We start from the raw sequence: 15181 nt of genomic DNA, 5'->3' as shown, positions 1-15181 counted from the left end.
CATTCGTGGCGAGGGAGCAAGCTCCCTCGCCACGAATGCTGCTCGGGCACAGCCCTTCAGCCATCGATAAGCTTAGTGCGGGGAATAGACCGTCAACATCTGCCCAGGCTTGAGCGCCTTGCCCATGCGCGGGTTCCAGCGCTTGAGGTGCTGCATTTCGACATTGAAGCGCTTGGCGACGACGTACAGCGAGTCACCCTGCTTGACCTTGTATTGGGTCTGCTTCTTTTGTTCCTTGCCCTTGGCGGCCACGACGGTGTTGATGCGCTTGCCGCGGGCCTTGGTGGCCTTGACGTCCTGCATCACCAACGTTTGACCGACCTTGAGCTTGTTGCCGCTGAGCTTGTTCCAGCGCTGCAAGTCCTTGGTCTGGACCTTGTTGGCCTTGGCGATCTGGGCCAGGTTGTCGCCGCGCTTGACGCGGTAGGTGCGCCTTGCGCCTTCCACTTCGCTGTCATCGGCGGTCTCGAAGACTGGCTTGAGCGAGCGAGGGCTGATCAGTTCTTCCGGGCGCATGGTCGACAGGCTGGCGGTCAGCAGTTGCGCCTTGGAGGTCGGCACCAGCAGGTGCTGCGGGCCGTCGATGGTGGTGCGCTGCTTGAAGGCCGGGTTGAGCTGGAACAGCTCGTCCTCGTCGATGTTCGCCACCGCCGCGACCTTCGACAGGTCCATGCGCTGGTTGATCTCGACGACCTGGAAGTACGGCTCGTTGGCGATCGGGTTGAGGTTCACGCCATAGGCGTCCGGAGCCAACACGACCTGGGACAGCGCGAGCAGCTTGGGCACGTAGGCCTGTGTTTCGCTGGGCAGCGGCAGGTTCCAGTAGTCGGTGGGCAGGCCAAGCTTCTCGTTGCGCTCGATGGCGCGGCTGACCGTGCCTTCACCAGCGTTATAGGCCGCCAGTGCCAGCAACCAGTCACCGTTGAACATGTCGTGCAGGCGCGTCAGGTAGTCCATCGCGGCGGTGGTGGACGCGGTAATGTCACGACGGCCGTCGTAGAAGCGGGTCTGGCGCAGGTTGAAATAGCGCCCGGTGGAAGGGATGAATTGCCACAGTCCCACTGCATTGGCCCGGGAATAGGCCATGGGGTTGTAGGCGCTTTCGATCACCGGCAACAGCGCCAGCTCCAGCGGCATGTTGCGTTCTTCAAGACGCTCGACGATGTAGTGGATATATAAGCTGCCGCGCTCGCCGGCATTTTCCAGGAATGAAGGGTTGCTGGCGAACCACAAACGCTGCTGCTCGATGCGCGGGTTGACGCCGGCGGTTTCCTGGAGTTGGAAGCCCTGGCGCATGCGTTCCCACACATCCTGGGGCACCTGGGGGGTAGGCTTTTCCGTGAGCCACACAGGTTTTTGCTTGGCCCGCGCGGCGACATTCGGCTTATGCGCAGCATCGCTCTGTGGCACCTGGCCGGTGCTCTGACAGCCCGCCAGCGTGGCGGACACTGCCACCGCGATGGCCTGGGCCAAGCGGGTCAGTGTGTCTGACTGGACGGACCTGCGAATAGATGACGACATTGGCTGGAAGTAAGTTCCGGGCAAAAATGTCGGCCGATTCTAGGAAGCGCACCCCAGCAGGTCAACCATTCAGAATTTTTGTATCAATCGGTAGCTGCCTTAGAACTTATCTTTCCAGGCCCTCAAGGCCGCAAAAACCTCACTCGCCGTCTGGTTGGGTTGACCGTTCCGTTCGTCTGCTTTTTGTTTAACGGATGTTTCAGCGGTGCGCAAAAACGGATTGGTGAGTTTTTCCAGAGCCAGGGTCGAGGGCAGGGTGATGATGCCCTGGTTGCGCTGCTGGGTGACTTTCTCCAGGCGGGCGGCAACGTCTGGGTTGGACGGCTCGACCGCGGCGGCGAATTTCAGATTGCTCAAGGTGTATTCATGGGTGCAGTAGACAAGCGTATCTTCAGGGAGCGCGGCGAGGCGGCCCAGGGAGTGGTGCATCTGTTCGGGCGTGCCCTCGAAAAGCCGTCCGCAACCGGCGGCGAACAGCGTGTCGCCACAGAACAGCAGGCCACGGTGGTAGTAGGCGATATGCCCCAATGTGTGCCCGGGAACCGCATAAACATCGAAGTCCAGGCCCAGCACATTGACTTTCGCGTGGTCGTTAAGGGCGATGTCTCGCGCCGGGATGTTTTCGCTGGCCGGGCCGTAGACGGTGGCGCCGGTCGCGCTTTTCAGCGCGGCGACACCGCCGACATGATCGTGGTGATGGTGGGTGACCAGGATGTCGCTCAAGACCCAGTCGGGATGAGCCTCGAGCCACCCCTGCACTGGCGCGGCGTCGCCTGGATCGACCACGGCGCAAGTCTGCGTCGAGTGATCTTGTAACAACCAAATGTAGTTATCGTTAAACGCGGGCAGGGCAGTGATCTGTATCATCGTCGAATTCGCCAAGCTCAAAACAAAGGCGCATCTTAGAACTTCCTGACGCGTTGGAGAATGCAATGACCGATGAAGCGTTCGCTCAGGCCGATCCTGACTGGCTGGCATTGATCAGCTCTGCCCGTGAGTGGCTGTCCGGCCCTGTCGGGCAATTTCTGCTGGAAGAAGAACGGCGCATGCTCGAAGACGAGTTGGGCCGGTTCTTTGGCGGCTATCTGGTGCATTACGGTCCTTCGGCGCAAACGCCACCGTCGGCGCCTCAGGTCCAGCGCAACGTGCGCTTGGGAGCGCCGTTGCCGGGCGTCGAGATCGTTTGCGAGGAGCAGGCCTGGCCCTTGAGCGAGCATGCCGCCGATGTGGTGGTGATGCAGCACGGCCTGGATTTCTGCCTGTCGCCCCATGGGCTGTTGCGCGAAGCCGCCAGCAGCGTGCGGCCCGGTGGGCATCTGTTGATCATCGGCATCAACCCCTGGAGCAGTTGGGGATTGCGCCATGTATTCGCCAGCGATGCGCTGCGCCAGGCCCGTTGCATTTCGGCCTCGCGGGTCGGCGACTGGCTCAACCTGCTGGGTTTCGCGCTGGAGAAACGCCGCTTCGGGTGCTATCGTCCGCCGCTTGCGTCGCCCAAGTGGCAGGCCCGATTGGCTGGCTGGGAGCGCAAGGCGGGTGACTGGCAATTGTCCGGTGGCGGCTTCTATTTATTGGTGGCGCGCAAGATCGCGGTCGGGCTGCGCCCGGTGCGTCAGGCGCGACGCGAGCCGATGGGCAAGCTGATTCCCTTGCCGATGGCCAAGGTCAACCGTCGCCACATCGAGCCGTAATACCTTTATCGATGGTTCTGGCCGTATCCGGCTCCGGGCGCTGATCGGCCCTGGGCGGCGGCCTTTTGTTTTTTGGATTGATTGGCATGAGCGATAGCGTGGAACTCTTCACTGATGGCGCCTGCAAGGGCAACCCTGGCCCGGGTGGCTGGGGTGCATTGCTGGTGTGCAAGGGCGTGGAAAAGGAGCTCTGGGGCGGCGAAGCCAATACCACCAACAACCGCATGGAGCTGATGGGCGCCATTCGGGGGTTGGAAGAGCTCAAGCGTCCTTGCGACGTGCTGCTGGTGACCGACTCGCAGTATGTAATGAAAGGCATCAACGAGTGGATGGCGAACTGGAAGAAGCGCGGCTGGAAGACGGCGGCGAAGGAACCGGTCAAGAACGCCGACCTCTGGAAACTGCTGGACGAGCAGGTCAACCGCCACAACGTTACCTGGAAATGGGTACGTGGCCACATTGGTCACCACGGAAACGAACGGGCCGACCAGTTGGCCAATCGAGGAGTGGATGAGGTGCGCGGCTACAAGCAGTCCTGATCCGGCCGGATCTGATTTTTGGCAGATGGAAATAATCGTGGCGAGGGAGCTTGCTCCCGCTGGACCGGTCCGCCACCTCGGGCGAAGCAGGCCCCTTTCGGCGGTCGCTGCGCAACCTAGCGGGAGCAAGCTCCCTCGCCACAAAAGCGGTCCCAGGCTAATCCCACCTCATAGCATGGTAAGATCCGCGCTTTTGCAAGACTGCCCGTTGAGAATTGAACACTGATGGCCAACAGATCTGTAGTACTGGATACCGAAACCACCGGCATGCCGGTGACCGACGGTCACCGGATTATTGAAATCGGCTGTGTCGAGCTGATGGGTCGGCGCCTGACCGGCCGTCATTTCCACGTTTACCTGCAACCGGACCGCGAAAGTGACGAGGGTGCCATTGGCGTGCACGGCATCACCAATGAATTTTTGGTGGGCAAGCCGCGTTTCGCCGAGGTGGCCGATGAATTCTTCGAGTTCATCCAGGGCGCCCAACTGATCATTCATAACGCGGCGTTCGACGTCGGGTTCATCAACAATGAATTCGCCCTGTTGGGCCAGCACGACCGCGCCGATATCACCCAGCACTGCACTATTCTCGACACGTTGATGATGGCCCGGGAACGGCATCCGGGGCAGCGCAACAGTCTCGACGCCTTGTGCAAGCGCTACGGCGTCGACAACTCCGGCCGTGAGCTGCACGGCGCCTTGCTCGACTCCGAAATCCTTGCCGACGTCTACCTGACCATGACCGGCGGGCAGACCAGCCTGTCCCTGGCCGGTAACGCCTCGGACGGCAACGGCACCGGCGAAGGTTCGGGCAACCAGGCGACCGAAATCCGTCGCTTGCCTGCGGACCGCAAGCCGGCCCGGATCATCCGCGCCAGCGAAAGCGACCTGGCCGAACATGCCGCGCGTCTGGAAGCGATCGCCAAGTCCGCGGGCGCCCCGGCATTGTGGACGCAACTGGCTGAGGCGCAGGCCGCCGCGAATTGATCCGGATCCACGGTTCATACCGATCATTTCTCGCGACAATCGCCAGTACCTTCTAACCTGAAGCAAGGCAGGCCATGGATACCCGCTTGATGTGTGAAGATTCGAGAGGCAAGGGCAATGGATGGCACTGTGCCGTTGATTGCCTCAAGGAATGAGGACCTTTCCCTGTATGCAACCGGTCAAGAATCCCAAGCATCCCGGCCTCTCGGTACGCGTCGTCGACGACGGCTTTGCCGTGTATGTCTGGGGCAGTGATTTCAGTTTTGACGTCAGCGCCTACGGTACGCCGCAGATCGGCCGGCCGGTGAGCCAATGGCCGGTGACGCCGATCGTTCCCTACCGCAAGTGCTACGGTATCGATCCTGAAGAATTCGCCAGTTTCCGGGATGCCCCCGACAGCGAAATCTTCATGGCCTACCTGGACGACCAGCCAGTGGGTCACCTGGTGATCAGCACCAACTGGAATGGCTATGCCCATATCGATGAGTTGGCGGTGCATGCCCCGGCTCGCCGGCATGGGGTGGCCAAGGCACTGTTGGACGTGGCCCAGTTCTGGAGCCGCAAGAAAAAACTGCCGGGCATCATGTTGGAAACCCAGAACAATAACCTGGGTGCCTGCCGTCTCTACGAACGTTGCGGCTACGTGCTCGGCGGGATCGATCATTTGCGCTATCGCGGCATCGATCGGCATACCGCCGAGGTGGCGCTGTTCTGGTACCGGTTGTTCGACGATCCGCTGGGCATGACGATCAGTGGTTCAGCAACGCCTCGGCTTGTTCCGTAATTCGTTCCAGCAGCGCTTGGACCGTGGGCGAGGGCTGCACGCCGTTCAGGCTCAGTGCGTAAAGGCAGATCGGAACGGCTGGTGACACCGGGCAGATATCCAGCCCGCTGCCCTTGGCGCCCGAGGCGGTGAATGGATCGACGATGGCGAGGCCTTCGCCGGCTTCGACCATCGCGCGCATCATCTGGTGCGTCTGCACACGAATCTGGATCACCGGTGCGGGGCGCAGCGCCGCGAGCTTGTGGTCGAATGCCGGGCTCAGCGGGTCATGACCATCAAGCCCCACCAGCGACTGGCCCGCCAAGTCCTGTATTGAAATGTATTTCTGCCGAGGTTGCAGCCAGCCGTGGGGCGCCAGCAATTGCAGTTTGCCTTGGGCGATTGTCTGGCATTGGATGTCCGGGTGTTCCGGATCGTGCAGGCTCAGGCCCAAGTCGCTTTCACGCAGCAACAGGCTCTTGACGATTTCGCGGGTTGGTTCGCTGAGCAGGGTGCAAGGCGCATCCGGATGGCGCCGACGCAGGGCGGCAATGCCCAGGGGCAGCAACTGTTGCGCCAGCGGCGGGGTGCAGATGATGCGCAGGGGCGGGGCCTGATGATGTTTCAAGCTGCTGGCCAGCCGCTGTATTGGCTCGAGGGTGTCGTAAAGCTGCGTAATGCCTTCGCGCAACTCCAGGGTTTCGCGGGTGGGCTGCAATCGTCCGCGAACGCTGGCAAACAGCATGAAACCGAGCTGGGCTTCCGCATCGCGCAGGATCGACTCGACTTCGGCCACCGGCAATTGCAGCCATTCGGCCGCGGTTGCGAGGTGGCCGGTCTGCAGCAGCGCCTGGATCACTTCGATGTGGCGTAAACGCATGCAAGAAGTCCGTTTTAGGCAGGTAAGCCATTGGGAGGCTGAATCCTAACCCAATTACGGGTGCGACTTCTGCTCAAGAAACCGGGTTACAGCGCTATTTGCGGTTCGGGTTCGCGGATCAGTTCGATGCCGGACTGCACCAGGAGAAATTTCTCCTCATCCAACTTGCTGACTCGATCGCCAATGGCCAGCTTATAGGTGATGACATCCTTGCCAATGCCGTCCTGGGACGGGTCTGATTCTTGGAATTCATGCACAGAATAGACGCGTCCTTCAGCGTCCCGCGCATGAAACTGTCCGACAAGTACTGTTGCCATTGCTTAGAACCTCTGGAAATAGATCACTCGATTTGCGGTTCTGTAGACCTTTGCCGAGCGCGGTAAGTTTTCCTACAAGAAAAAAATAGTCCGTGCGGCAGGTTTTCGACGCTCCATTGGTCCAATTGTCGTGCCGATCATCTATAACTACAGGCTTCCTATGAGCCGACAATCGAGAACCTCTGATGAGTAATGTCTACAACGTTGCCGTTTTGGTGGGCAGCCTGCGCAAGGCGTCGATCAACCGCAAGATTGCGCTGGCGTTGGCGGAGCTGGCGCCAACCAACCTCAAGCTGAATATCGTCGAGATAGGCGAACTGCCGCTGTACAACGAAGACATTGACGTGACACCGCCCCAAGCCTACGCCAGGTTTCGCGAGCAAGTAGGCGCCGCCGACGCGCTGCTGTTCGTAACCCCGGAATACAACCGCTCGGTGCCGGCCCCTCTGAAAAACGCCATCGACGTTGGCTCGCGCCCTTACGGCCAGAGTTGCCTGAGTGGCAAGCCAGGCGCGGTGATCAGCGCTTCACCCGGTGCGATGGGTGGTTTCGGCGCCAACCATCATCTGCGCCAATCCCTGGTGTTTCTCGATGTGCCCTGCATGCAACAACCGGAAGCCTACCTGAGTGGCGCGGGGACCGCGTTCGACGAAGCGGGCAACCTCTCGGATTCGGTCAGGCCGTTTTTGCAGAAGTTCATCGATAGCTATAGCAAGTGGGTCGAGCAGCACAAGAAGCTTTGATCTGTGTTGACGGTGCCGGCGTTGGTTGTGCGGTTGTCCCTTAGATGGCGTCGGCCTCAATCGCGAGCAAGCTCGCTCCCACAGGAAATTGCATTCCAAATGTGGGAGCGAGCCTGCTCGCGATGGTGCCCAGAAGGGCATTTCAAAGCTTAGCCGTTGCCCGGCACATCCGGCCAAAGATCCGCCACAAGGAACGCCCGCTCAGCTTCTTCCCATTCGCCCTCGGCATTTTCCGTCAGGCGCACCATCAGTTGTGCCGGCGCCATGGGGTCGAGTGCGGTTCGCCAGGCGTCCAGTTGCGCGGCAGTCCAGACCTGGTCCGGCGGATAATGGGCCGGGGCCAGCCAGGCGGCGCGGGGCAGGGGCTGCCAGCGGCCCGGAGGCCGTTGGCCGATGAACCCAGGCCAATCGCGTTGATGCAGCCAACGGCCGCGCAAATGCCTGGGGTGCGCGCCGCTCGGTGGTTCGGCCTCGCCGGGCCAGGGGTAGAGCAGATAACCGCCGAGCCATAGGTGTGGGCGAAACGATTCGATGCCCAGCGCAGCCAGGGCCTGACGACTTTCCGGGCGGGCTGAAATCGGCAGTTGGTGCTCGCGCAGGTGCGCCAGCTTGCGGTCGAGACGGTCATGGCAGCCGGGGCCGAGCCATTGCGCAGTGTCGTGGCCGTTGCCCTGTTGCGGGCCCAGGTACAGCTTGATCGCCAGTTCCAGGTGGTGCACACCTTCGCCATCGCGCAGCAGCAGGTCCAGTTCCCCCAGCGTATGGCCTTCGCGACGGATCGGCAGGTTCGCCGCGATCAGTTCGATGCCCGGCGCGTGTTGCACGGCAAACTGCCACAACCTTTCGTAATACAGGCCCAGGCGCCGCGTCCGACCTTGGGACAGGCATTGCAGCAGCGGGTAGCTGTCGCGGTCCAGCTGGCGCAGCCAGTGCTCCAATCGATGGGGTTGCTGGACCCAGTCGCTGCCCGCCAGCGGATGACGCTGGGGCCAAGGGGTGTCGATGAGCATCGGTGGGGCGACGATCACCCACGCTAGATCCCGCACTTCGGGATGGCGCAGGCGGCGGGGCAGGTCCAGCAACTCAGGGAACAGGATCATCTTGCGAGCATAGCCGTTGCGCTGGAGGCTTAAAGAATTTTGTCTACGGAGCGCTTTCGCCCATAATCGTATTTTTCGCCCGTCGCAGACCCTCGCAGGAGCCTCATGGAGCAATTTCGCAATATCGGCATCATCGGTCGCCTGGGCAGTTCACAGGTGCTGGACACCGTTCGCCGTCTCAAACGCTTCCTCCTGGAGCGGCACCTGCATGTGATCCTCGAAGACACCATCGCCGAAGTGCTGCCGGGCCACGGTCTGCAGACATCGTCGCGCAAGATGCTCGGCGAAGTCTGCGACATGGTCATCGTCGTCGGCGGCGACGGCAGCCTGCTGGGCGCCGCCCGGGCCTTGGCGCGGCACAACATTCCGGTACTGGGCATCAACCGTGGCAGCCTTGGCTTCCTCACCGATATCCGCCCGGACGAGCTGGAAATCAAGGTTGCCGAGGTACTGGACGGCCATTATCTGGTGGAGAACCGCTTCCTGCTGCAAGCCGAGGTCCGTCGTCACGCCGAGGCCATCGGCCAAGGCGATGCCCTCAACGACGTGGTGCTGCACCCCGGCAAGTCCACCCGCATGATCGAATTCGAGCTGTACATCGATGGCCAGTTCGTCTGCAGCCAGAAGGCCGACGGCCTGATCGTCGCGACGCCCACCGGTTCCACCGCCTATGCGCTGTCGGCGGGCGGGCCGATCATGCATCCCAAGCTCGACGCTATTGTGATTGTGCCCATGTACCCCCATACCTTGTCTGGGCGACCCATCGTGGTCGATGGCAACAGTGAACTGAAAATCGTCGTGTCCAAGGATATGCAGATCTACCCGCAAGTATCGTGCGACGGCCAGAACCATTTCACCTGCGCGCCAGGTGACACCATCACCGTCAGCAAAAAGGCCCAGAAGCTGCGCCTGATCCACCCGTTGGATCACAACTACTACGAAGTCTGCCGGACCAAGCTCGGCTGGGGCAGTCGTCTGGGGGGTGGAGGCGACTGATGCTCGATCCCGCGCGCAGTTACGACCTGATCGGCGACGTGCACGGATGCGCCTTGACCCTGGAACACCTGCTTGACCGGCTCGGTTACCACAAGCAGGGCGGGGTCTGGCGGCATCCGTCGCGCATGGCTGTGTTCCTCGGAGATATCATCGACCGTGGCCCGCGTATTCGCGAGGCGCTGCACATCGTCCACGACATGGTGCAGGCCGGCCAGGCGCTGTGCATCATGGGCAACCATGAATTCAATGCGCTGGGTTGGAGCACGCCGGCACTGCCGGGCAGCGGCCAGCGCTACGTGCGTGAGCACACGCCGCGCCATGCCCGCCTGCTCAACGAGACGCTGAGCCAGTTCGAGCAGCACCCTGGCGAGTGGCGCGATTTCCTCAAATGGTTCTATGAGCTGCCGTTGTTTGTCGATGCCGGCCGTTTCCGGGTCGTGCACGCTTGCTGGGATGCCGGCCTCATCGAACCCTTGCGTGGCCTGTTTCCGAATGGCTGCGTCGACGAGCATTTTCTCCAGGCGTCGGCCGAATCCGGCAGTTTCGCCTGTACGGTCTTCGACCGCCTGCTGCGCGGCACCGACATGCGCCTGCCCCATGGCATGACCCTGACGGGTGGCGATGGCCTGACGCGGGCATTCTTCCGCACCAAGTTCTGGGAAGACAACCCGCAGACCTACGGCGACATCGTGTTCCAGCCTGATGCATTGCCAGAACCTGTGGCCCGCACGCCATTGTCCCCGGATGAAAAAAACAACCTGCTGCGTTATGGCGTCGATCAGCCGATGTTGTTCGTCGGCCATTATTGGCGCAGCGGCAAGCCTGCGCCGATCCGCTCGAACCTGGCGTGCCTGGACTACAGCGCGGTGCTCTATGGCAAGCTCGTTGCGTATCGCCTCGACCAGGAAACCCGCCTGGATCCGCACAAGTTCGTCTGGGTCGATGTCGAGCGACCGGAGGTGGTGCAATGAGCGTCGTCGCGGTCCTGCGCCTGCCCCTGGCGGTAGACCTCAGCGGTTTCGTCAAACTGCTGCAACGCATGCAGGTCCCCCATCGCGTCAGTGAAGAGGCGGGTGAGCAGGTGCTCTGGGTGCCGAACGAGATCAGTGAAGACGTGCGCTCGTTGTATGCGCGATTCCCTGCTGGCGATCCCGAGCAACAGCTGGAACTGCCGGACAAGGGCAGCACTTCCCGGCGAACCGGGTTCGTGCAACAGCTGACCCGCAGTCCGGTGACGGCCCTGGTATTGCTGCTGAGCCTGATCGTCAGCGCCGTGACCCTGCTGGGGGACAATCTTGAAACCTTGCGCTGGCTGACCTTTCTCCAGTTTCGCGTCGTCGGCGAGTACATCCAGTTCACACCGCTGGCCGATAGCCTGGCGGCGGGGCAGTGGTGGCGCCTGGTGACGCCGATGCTGATTCACTTCGGCTTCCTGCACATCGCCATGAATGGCATGTGGTATTGGGAGCTGGGGCGGCGGATCGAAGCGCGCCAGGGTGGCATCAACCTGTTGGGGTTGACGCTGCTGTTCAGCCTGGTCTCCAACTTCAGCCAGTATTTTTTCAGCGGACCGACCCTGTTCGGCGGGTTGTCTGGAGTGTTGTACGGCCTGCTGGGGCATTGCTGGATCTACCAACTGCTCGCACCGAACCCGGCCTATCATTTGCCCCGAGGGGTGCTGGTGATGATGCTGGTGTGGTTGCTGCTGTGCCTGTCCGGGCTGGTTTCGCTTATCGGTTTCGGCGAGATCGCCAACGCGGCCCATGTCGGTGGGCTGCTCGTCGGCTGCTTTACCGGGCTGTTGGGCGGGCTGTTCGCTCGCCGTAAAATGTCTCTTTGACAGGCGCCTGTGTCTTTTGAAAATGCGCGATTGCGCGGAGAATCCATGTCTTCCTTCAACGAAATGATCCAGAACATCACCCCCGACATCTACCGCAGCCTGAAGTTGGCCGTGGAGATCGGTAAATGGGCCGATGGCAACAAGCTCACCGCCGAGCAGCGCGAGCTGTCGCTGCAGGCGATGATCGCCTGGGAAATCCAGAACCTGCCCGAGGAAGAGCGCACCGGCTACATGGGCCCGCAGGAATGCCAGTCCAAAGCCATCGAAGTGCCCAATATCCTGTTCAAGTCGGATGCCATCCATTGATCGAGATTGGCCGCGGTGCAATCAGCAAGATGTCGGCGCGCCTTGACGGGCCGACTGTTCAATATGCCTTTCGCCTGGGTGACGTCGAGGTGCCGGTCAATCCGTTGATCGGCAGCACGATTCGCCTGCAATACCTTGGTGCGATCCACTGCACCCATTGCGGACGCCGGACCAAGACCAGTTTCAGCCAGGGTTATTGCTACCCTTGCATGACCAAGCTGGCCCAGTGCGACCTGTGCATCATGAGCCCCGAGCGCTGCCATTTCGACGCGGGCACCTGCCGCGACCCAGCGTGGGGCGAGCAGTTCTGCATGACCGATCACGTGGTCTACCTCGCCAATTCGTCGGGCGTGAAAGTCGGCATCACCCGCGCCACGCAGTTGCCGACCCGCTGGCTCGACCAGGGTGCGAGCCAGGCGCTGCCGATCCTGCGGGTCGCCAGCCGCCAGCAGTCGGGGTTCGTCGAGGACCTGTTCCGCAGCCAGGTGGCGGACAAGACCAACTGGCGCGCCTTGCTCAAGGGCGACGCGGCGGCGGTGGACTTGCCCGCCATCCGCGATTCCCTCTTCGAAAGCTGCGCCCCGGGCTTGCAGGGCCTTCAGGAACGATTCGGCTTGCAGGCGATCCAGACCATAGCGGACGTCGAACCCATCGAGATCCGTTACCCGGTGGAGCAATACCCGGCCAAGATCGTCAGCTTCAACCTGGACAAGGACCCGATCGCCGAGGGCACGCTGTTGGGAATCAAGGGCCAATACCTGATTTTCGACACCGGCGTGATCAATATTCGTAAATACACGGCTTACCAGCTCGCCGTGCATCAGTAGAAGGATTCGACCCATGCGCACCGAACAACCGAAGATGATCTACCTCAAGGACTATCAGGCCCCCGAGTACCTGATCGACGAAACACACCTGACCTTCGAGTTGTTCGAGGACCACAGCCTGGTCCATGCGCAACTGGTGATGCGCCGCAACCCCGAGCGCGGTGCCGGACTGCCGCCGCTGGTGCTCGATGGCCAGCAGTTGGAATTGCTGTCGATCAAGCTCGACGACGCCGACCTGGGGCAGGGCGACTACCAGCTCGATGACAGCCACCTGACCTTGCAGCCCAAGGCCCAGACGTTCACGGTCGATACCACTGTGCGGATCCATCCGGAAACCAATACAGCGCTGGAAGGCCTCTATAAATCCGGCAGTATGTTTTGCACCCAGTGCGAGGCCGAGGGGTTCCGTAAGATCACTTACTACCTCGACCGCCCTGATGTGATGAGCAAGTTCACCACCACGGTGGTGGCCGAGCAGCACAGCTATCCGGTGCTGCTGTCCAACGGCAACCCGATTGCCAGCGGCCCCGGCGAGGACGGTCGGCACTGGGCGACCTGGGAAGATCCGTTCAAGAAACCCGCCTACCTGTTTGCACTGGTGGCCGGTGACCTGTGGTGCGTCGAAGACACGTTCACCACCATGACCGACCGCACCGTGGCGCTGCGCATCTACGTCGAGCCAGAAAACATCGACAAATGCCAGCACGCCATGACCAGCCTGAAGAAGTCGATGCGCTGGGACGAAGAGGTGTACGGTCGCGAATACGACCTCGACATTTTCATGATTGTCGCGGTCAACGACTTCAACATGGGCGCCATGGAAAACAAGGGCCTCAATATCTTCAACTCCAGCGCCGTGCTGGCCCGTGCCGAAACCGCCACCGACGCCGCGCACCAGCGGGTCGAGGCGATCGTTGCCCACGAATATTTCCATAACTGGTCGGGCAACCGCGTGACCTGCCGCGACTGGTTCCAGTTGTCGCTCAAGGAAGGCTTCACGGTGTTCCGCGACGCCGGCTTCTCGGCGGACATGAACTCGGCCACCGTCAAGCGTATCCAGGACGTGGCGTACCTGCGTACCCACCAGTTTGCCGAGGACGCGGGGCCAATGGCCCACCCGGTGCGCCCGGACAGCTTCATCGAGATCTCCAACTTCTATACCCTGACCGTGTACGAAAAGGGCTCGGAAGTGGTCGGCATGATCCACACCCTGCTGGGGGCCGAAGGCTTCCGCAAGGGCAGCGACCTGTATTTCGAGCGTCACGACGGCCAGGCCGTAACCTGCGACGATTTCATCAAGGCCATGGAAGATGCCAACGGTGTCGACCTGAGCCAGTTCAAGCGCTGGTATAGCCAGGCCGGTACCCCACGGCTGGTGGTGAGCGAGTCCTACGACGCAGCGGCCAAGACCTACAGCCTGACCTTCCGCCAGAGCTGCCCGCCAACCCCGGACAAAGCGGAAAAGCTGCCGTTCGTGATTCCCGTCGAGTTGGGCCTGTTGGACAGCCAGGGCGGTGAAATGCCCCTACGCCTGAACGGCGAAGCGGCGGCCAGCGGCACGACCCGGGTGATCTCGGTGACCGAAGCCGAGCAGACCTTCACCTTCGTCGATATCGCCGAGAAGCCTCTGCCTTCGTTGCTGCGCGGTTTCTCCGCACCGGTGAAACTGAGCTTCCCATACGACCGCGACCAACTGATGTTCCTGATGCAGCACGACAGCGATGGCTTCAACCGCTGGGATGCCGGCCAGCAGTTGTCGGTGCAGGTGTTGCAGGAACTGATCGGCCAGCACCAGCGGGGCGAGAGCCTGGTGCTGGATCCACGGCTGGTCAGCGCATTGCGCACCGTGCTGTCGGATGAATCGCTGGATCAGGCGATGGTCGCGGAAATGCTCTCGTTGCCAAGCGAAGCCTACCTGACCGAAATCAGCGAAATCGCCGACGTCGAGGCGATCCACGTCGCCCGCGAGTTTGCCCGCCGGCAGTTGGCGCAGGACCTGTTCGAAGCCTTATGGCTGCGCTATGAGGCCAATCGCGACCTGTCCCGGCGCACGCCTTACGTGGCCGAGGCTGAACACTTCGCCCGTCGCGCGTTGCAGAACATTGCGCTGTCGTACCTGATGCTGACCGACAAACCGCAAGTGTTGAGCGCGACGCTCGATCAGTTCGACACTGCCGACAACATGACCGAGCGCCTCACGGCGCTGGCGGTGCTGGTCAACTCTCCGTTCGAAACCGAGAAGGCTCGCGCCCTGGAAGTGTTCGCGGAAAACTTCAAGGGCAACCCACTGGTCATGGACCAATGGTTCAGCGTACAGGCGGGCAGCCCGTTGCCGGGTGGCCTGGCGCGGGTCAAGGCGCTGATGGAGCACCCTGCGTTCAACATCAAGAATCCGAACAAGGTGCGGGCGTTGATCGGCGCGTTCGCCGGGCAGAACCTGATCAACTTCCACGCCGCCGACGGTTCGGGCTACCGCTTCCTGGCGGATCTGGTCATCCAGCTCAACGGTTTCAACCCGCAGATCGCCTCGCGGCAACTGGCGCCGCTGACCCGGTGGCGCAAATACGACAGTGCCCGCCAGGCACTGATGAAGGCCGAGCTGGAGCGCATCCTGGCGTCTGGCGGGTTGTCGGCCGATGTGTTTGAAGTGGTGAGCAAGAGCCTGGCTTGA

Annotated in this window: 16 protein-coding genes; 11 read left to right on the top strand and 5 right to left on the bottom strand. The window is 61.6% G+C overall.

Features of this window, described 5'->3' with window-relative positions; all coding sequences use genetic code 11:
- Positions 1-72: 72 nt before the first annotated feature.
- Positions 73-1521 (bottom strand): transglycosylase SLT domain-containing protein, encoded by a 1449-nt coding sequence (locus ACLK1G_RS17485; protein ID WP_420766564.1) that lies wholly within the window; start codon positions 1519-1521, stop codon positions 73-75.
- Positions 1522-1620: 99 nt separating this feature from the next.
- On the bottom strand, positions 1621-2388 hold the full coding sequence (gene gloB / locus ACLK1G_RS17480) for a hydroxyacylglutathione hydrolase (RefSeq protein ID WP_420766563.1): 768 nt from the start codon (positions 2386-2388) through the stop codon (positions 1621-1623).
- A 65-nt stretch (positions 2389-2453) separates the two neighbouring features.
- On the opposite strand from gloB, the gene ACLK1G_RS17475 reads away from it, so the two are divergent.
- The 4 genes from ACLK1G_RS17475 (at position 2454) to ACLK1G_RS17460 (ending at position 5522) form a co-directional block, all read left to right on the top strand.
- Positions 2454-3212 (top strand): class I SAM-dependent methyltransferase, encoded by a 759-nt coding sequence (locus ACLK1G_RS17475; RefSeq protein ID WP_420766562.1) that lies wholly within the window; start codon positions 2454-2456, stop codon positions 3210-3212.
- 86 nt (positions 3213-3298) lie between these two features.
- Positions 3299-3751, top strand: coding sequence for a ribonuclease HI (gene rnhA / locus ACLK1G_RS17470; protein ID WP_420766561.1), 453 nt, complete (start codon positions 3299-3301; stop codon positions 3749-3751).
- Positions 3752-3976: 225 nt separating this feature from the next.
- On the top strand, positions 3977-4738 hold the full coding sequence (dnaQ, locus tag ACLK1G_RS17465) for a DNA polymerase III subunit epsilon (protein WP_420766560.1): 762 nt from the start codon (positions 3977-3979) through the stop codon (positions 4736-4738).
- Between the two features lie 169 nt (positions 4739-4907).
- Positions 4908-5522, top strand: a complete 615-nt coding sequence (locus tag ACLK1G_RS17460) for a GNAT family N-acetyltransferase (RefSeq protein ID WP_420766559.1) — start codon at positions 4908-4910, stop codon at positions 5520-5522.
- Here ACLK1G_RS17460 and ACLK1G_RS17455 read toward each other — a convergent pair.
- On the bottom strand, positions 5488-6381 hold the full coding sequence (locus ACLK1G_RS17455; RefSeq protein ID WP_420766558.1) for a LysR substrate-binding domain-containing protein: 894 nt from the start codon (positions 6379-6381) through the stop codon (positions 5488-5490). The two genes, ACLK1G_RS17460 and ACLK1G_RS17455, sit on opposite strands and share 35 nt — an antisense overlap.
- A gap of 86 nt (positions 6382-6467) precedes the next feature.
- The gene (locus tag ACLK1G_RS17450) at positions 6468-6698 is read right to left on the bottom strand and encodes a hypothetical protein (RefSeq protein ID WP_420766557.1); all 231 of its coding nucleotides are present in this window, start codon (positions 6696-6698) and stop codon (positions 6468-6470) included.
- Positions 6699-6883: 185 nt separating this feature from the next.
- Between ACLK1G_RS17450 and ACLK1G_RS17445 the strand changes: the two genes are divergently transcribed.
- Positions 6884-7441: an NADPH-dependent FMN reductase gene (locus ACLK1G_RS17445; RefSeq protein ID WP_420766556.1), complete on the top strand. Its 558-nt coding sequence runs from the start codon at positions 6884-6886 to the stop codon at positions 7439-7441.
- A gap of 149 nt (positions 7442-7590) precedes the next feature.
- Here ACLK1G_RS17445 and ACLK1G_RS17440 read toward each other — a convergent pair whose 3' ends face one another.
- Positions 7591-8541, bottom strand: coding sequence for a DUF1853 family protein (locus ACLK1G_RS17440; protein WP_420766555.1), 951 nt, complete (start codon positions 8539-8541; stop codon positions 7591-7593).
- Between the two features lie 105 nt (positions 8542-8646).
- Here ACLK1G_RS17440 and ACLK1G_RS17435 point away from each other — a divergent pair, with 105 nt between their 5' ends.
- The 6 genes from ACLK1G_RS17435 to pepN are packed head-to-tail and all read left to right on the top strand — an operon-like array spanning position 8647 to position 15181.
- Positions 8647-9537, top strand: a complete 891-nt coding sequence (locus ACLK1G_RS17435) for an NAD(+) kinase (RefSeq protein ID WP_003180647.1) — start codon at positions 8647-8649, stop codon at positions 9535-9537.
- Complete coding sequence (locus tag ACLK1G_RS17430; protein ID WP_420766633.1) at positions 9534-10508, top strand: metallophosphoesterase; 975 nt, start codon at positions 9534-9536, stop codon at positions 10506-10508. Before ACLK1G_RS17435 ends, ACLK1G_RS17430 begins: the two co-directional genes overlap by 4 nt.
- Positions 10505-11377 (top strand): rhomboid family intramembrane serine protease, encoded by an 873-nt coding sequence (locus ACLK1G_RS17425; protein ID WP_420766554.1) that lies wholly within the window; start codon positions 10505-10507, stop codon positions 11375-11377. The genes ACLK1G_RS17430 and ACLK1G_RS17425 overlap by 4 nt, the downstream gene beginning before the upstream one ends.
- Before the next feature lie 45 nt (positions 11378-11422).
- The gene (locus ACLK1G_RS17420) at positions 11423-11683 is read left to right on the top strand and encodes a YeaC family protein (RefSeq protein WP_420766553.1); all 261 of its coding nucleotides are present in this window, start codon (positions 11423-11425) and stop codon (positions 11681-11683) included.
- Positions 11680-12510 (top strand): DUF2797 domain-containing protein, encoded by an 831-nt coding sequence (locus tag ACLK1G_RS17415; protein WP_420766552.1) that lies wholly within the window; start codon positions 11680-11682, stop codon positions 12508-12510. Before ACLK1G_RS17420 ends, ACLK1G_RS17415 begins: the two co-directional genes overlap by 4 nt.
- Positions 12511-12523: 13 nt before the next feature.
- On the top strand, positions 12524-15181 hold the full coding sequence (pepN, locus tag ACLK1G_RS17410; RefSeq protein ID WP_420766551.1) for an aminopeptidase N: 2658 nt from the start codon (positions 12524-12526) through the stop codon (positions 15179-15181).

Origin of the sequence: Pseudomonas algeriensis (assembly GCF_048847255.1) — a bacterium.
Lineage (GTDB): Bacteria > Pseudomonadota > Gammaproteobacteria > Pseudomonadales > Pseudomonadaceae > Aquipseudomonas.
Note: the sequence above shows the minus strand (reverse complement) of the source record. Positions and strands in the feature narration are given on the sequence as shown.

Bases quoted from the DNA above. Each gene is read 5' to 3' on its own strand.
- ACLK1G_RS17485 (WP_420766564.1), bottom strand. From the start codon at position 1,521: ATGTCGTCATCTATTCGCAGGTCCGTCCAGTCAGACACACTGACCCGC.
- gloB (WP_420766563.1), bottom strand. From the start codon at position 2,388: ATGATACAGATCACTGCCCTGCCCGCGTTTAACGATAACTACATTTGG.
- ACLK1G_RS17475 (WP_420766562.1), top strand. From the start codon at position 2,454: ATGACCGATGAAGCGTTCGCTCAGGCCGATCCTGACTGGCTGGCATTG.
- rnhA (WP_420766561.1), top strand. From the start codon at position 3,299: ATGAGCGATAGCGTGGAACTCTTCACTGATGGCGCCTGCAAGGGCAAC.
- dnaQ (WP_420766560.1), top strand. From the start codon at position 3,977: ATGGCCAACAGATCTGTAGTACTGGATACCGAAACCACCGGCATGCCG.
- ACLK1G_RS17460 (WP_420766559.1), top strand. From the start codon at position 4,908: ATGCAACCGGTCAAGAATCCCAAGCATCCCGGCCTCTCGGTACGCGTC.
- ACLK1G_RS17455 (WP_420766558.1), bottom strand. From the start codon at position 6,381: ATGCGTTTACGCCACATCGAAGTGATCCAGGCGCTGCTGCAGACCGGC.
- ACLK1G_RS17450 (WP_420766557.1), bottom strand. From the start codon at position 6,698: ATGGCAACAGTACTTGTCGGACAGTTTCATGCGCGGGACGCTGAAGGA.
- ACLK1G_RS17445 (WP_420766556.1), top strand. From the start codon at position 6,884: ATGAGTAATGTCTACAACGTTGCCGTTTTGGTGGGCAGCCTGCGCAAG.
- ACLK1G_RS17440 (WP_420766555.1), bottom strand. From the start codon at position 8,541: ATGATCCTGTTCCCTGAGTTGCTGGACCTGCCCCGCCGCCTGCGCCAT.
- ACLK1G_RS17435 (WP_003180647.1), top strand. From the start codon at position 8,647: ATGGAGCAATTTCGCAATATCGGCATCATCGGTCGCCTGGGCAGTTCA.
- ACLK1G_RS17425 (WP_420766554.1), top strand. From the start codon at position 10,505: ATGAGCGTCGTCGCGGTCCTGCGCCTGCCCCTGGCGGTAGACCTCAGC.
- ACLK1G_RS17420 (WP_420766553.1), top strand. From the start codon at position 11,423: ATGTCTTCCTTCAACGAAATGATCCAGAACATCACCCCCGACATCTAC.
- pepN (WP_420766551.1), top strand. From the start codon at position 12,524: ATGCGCACCGAACAACCGAAGATGATCTACCTCAAGGACTATCAGGCC.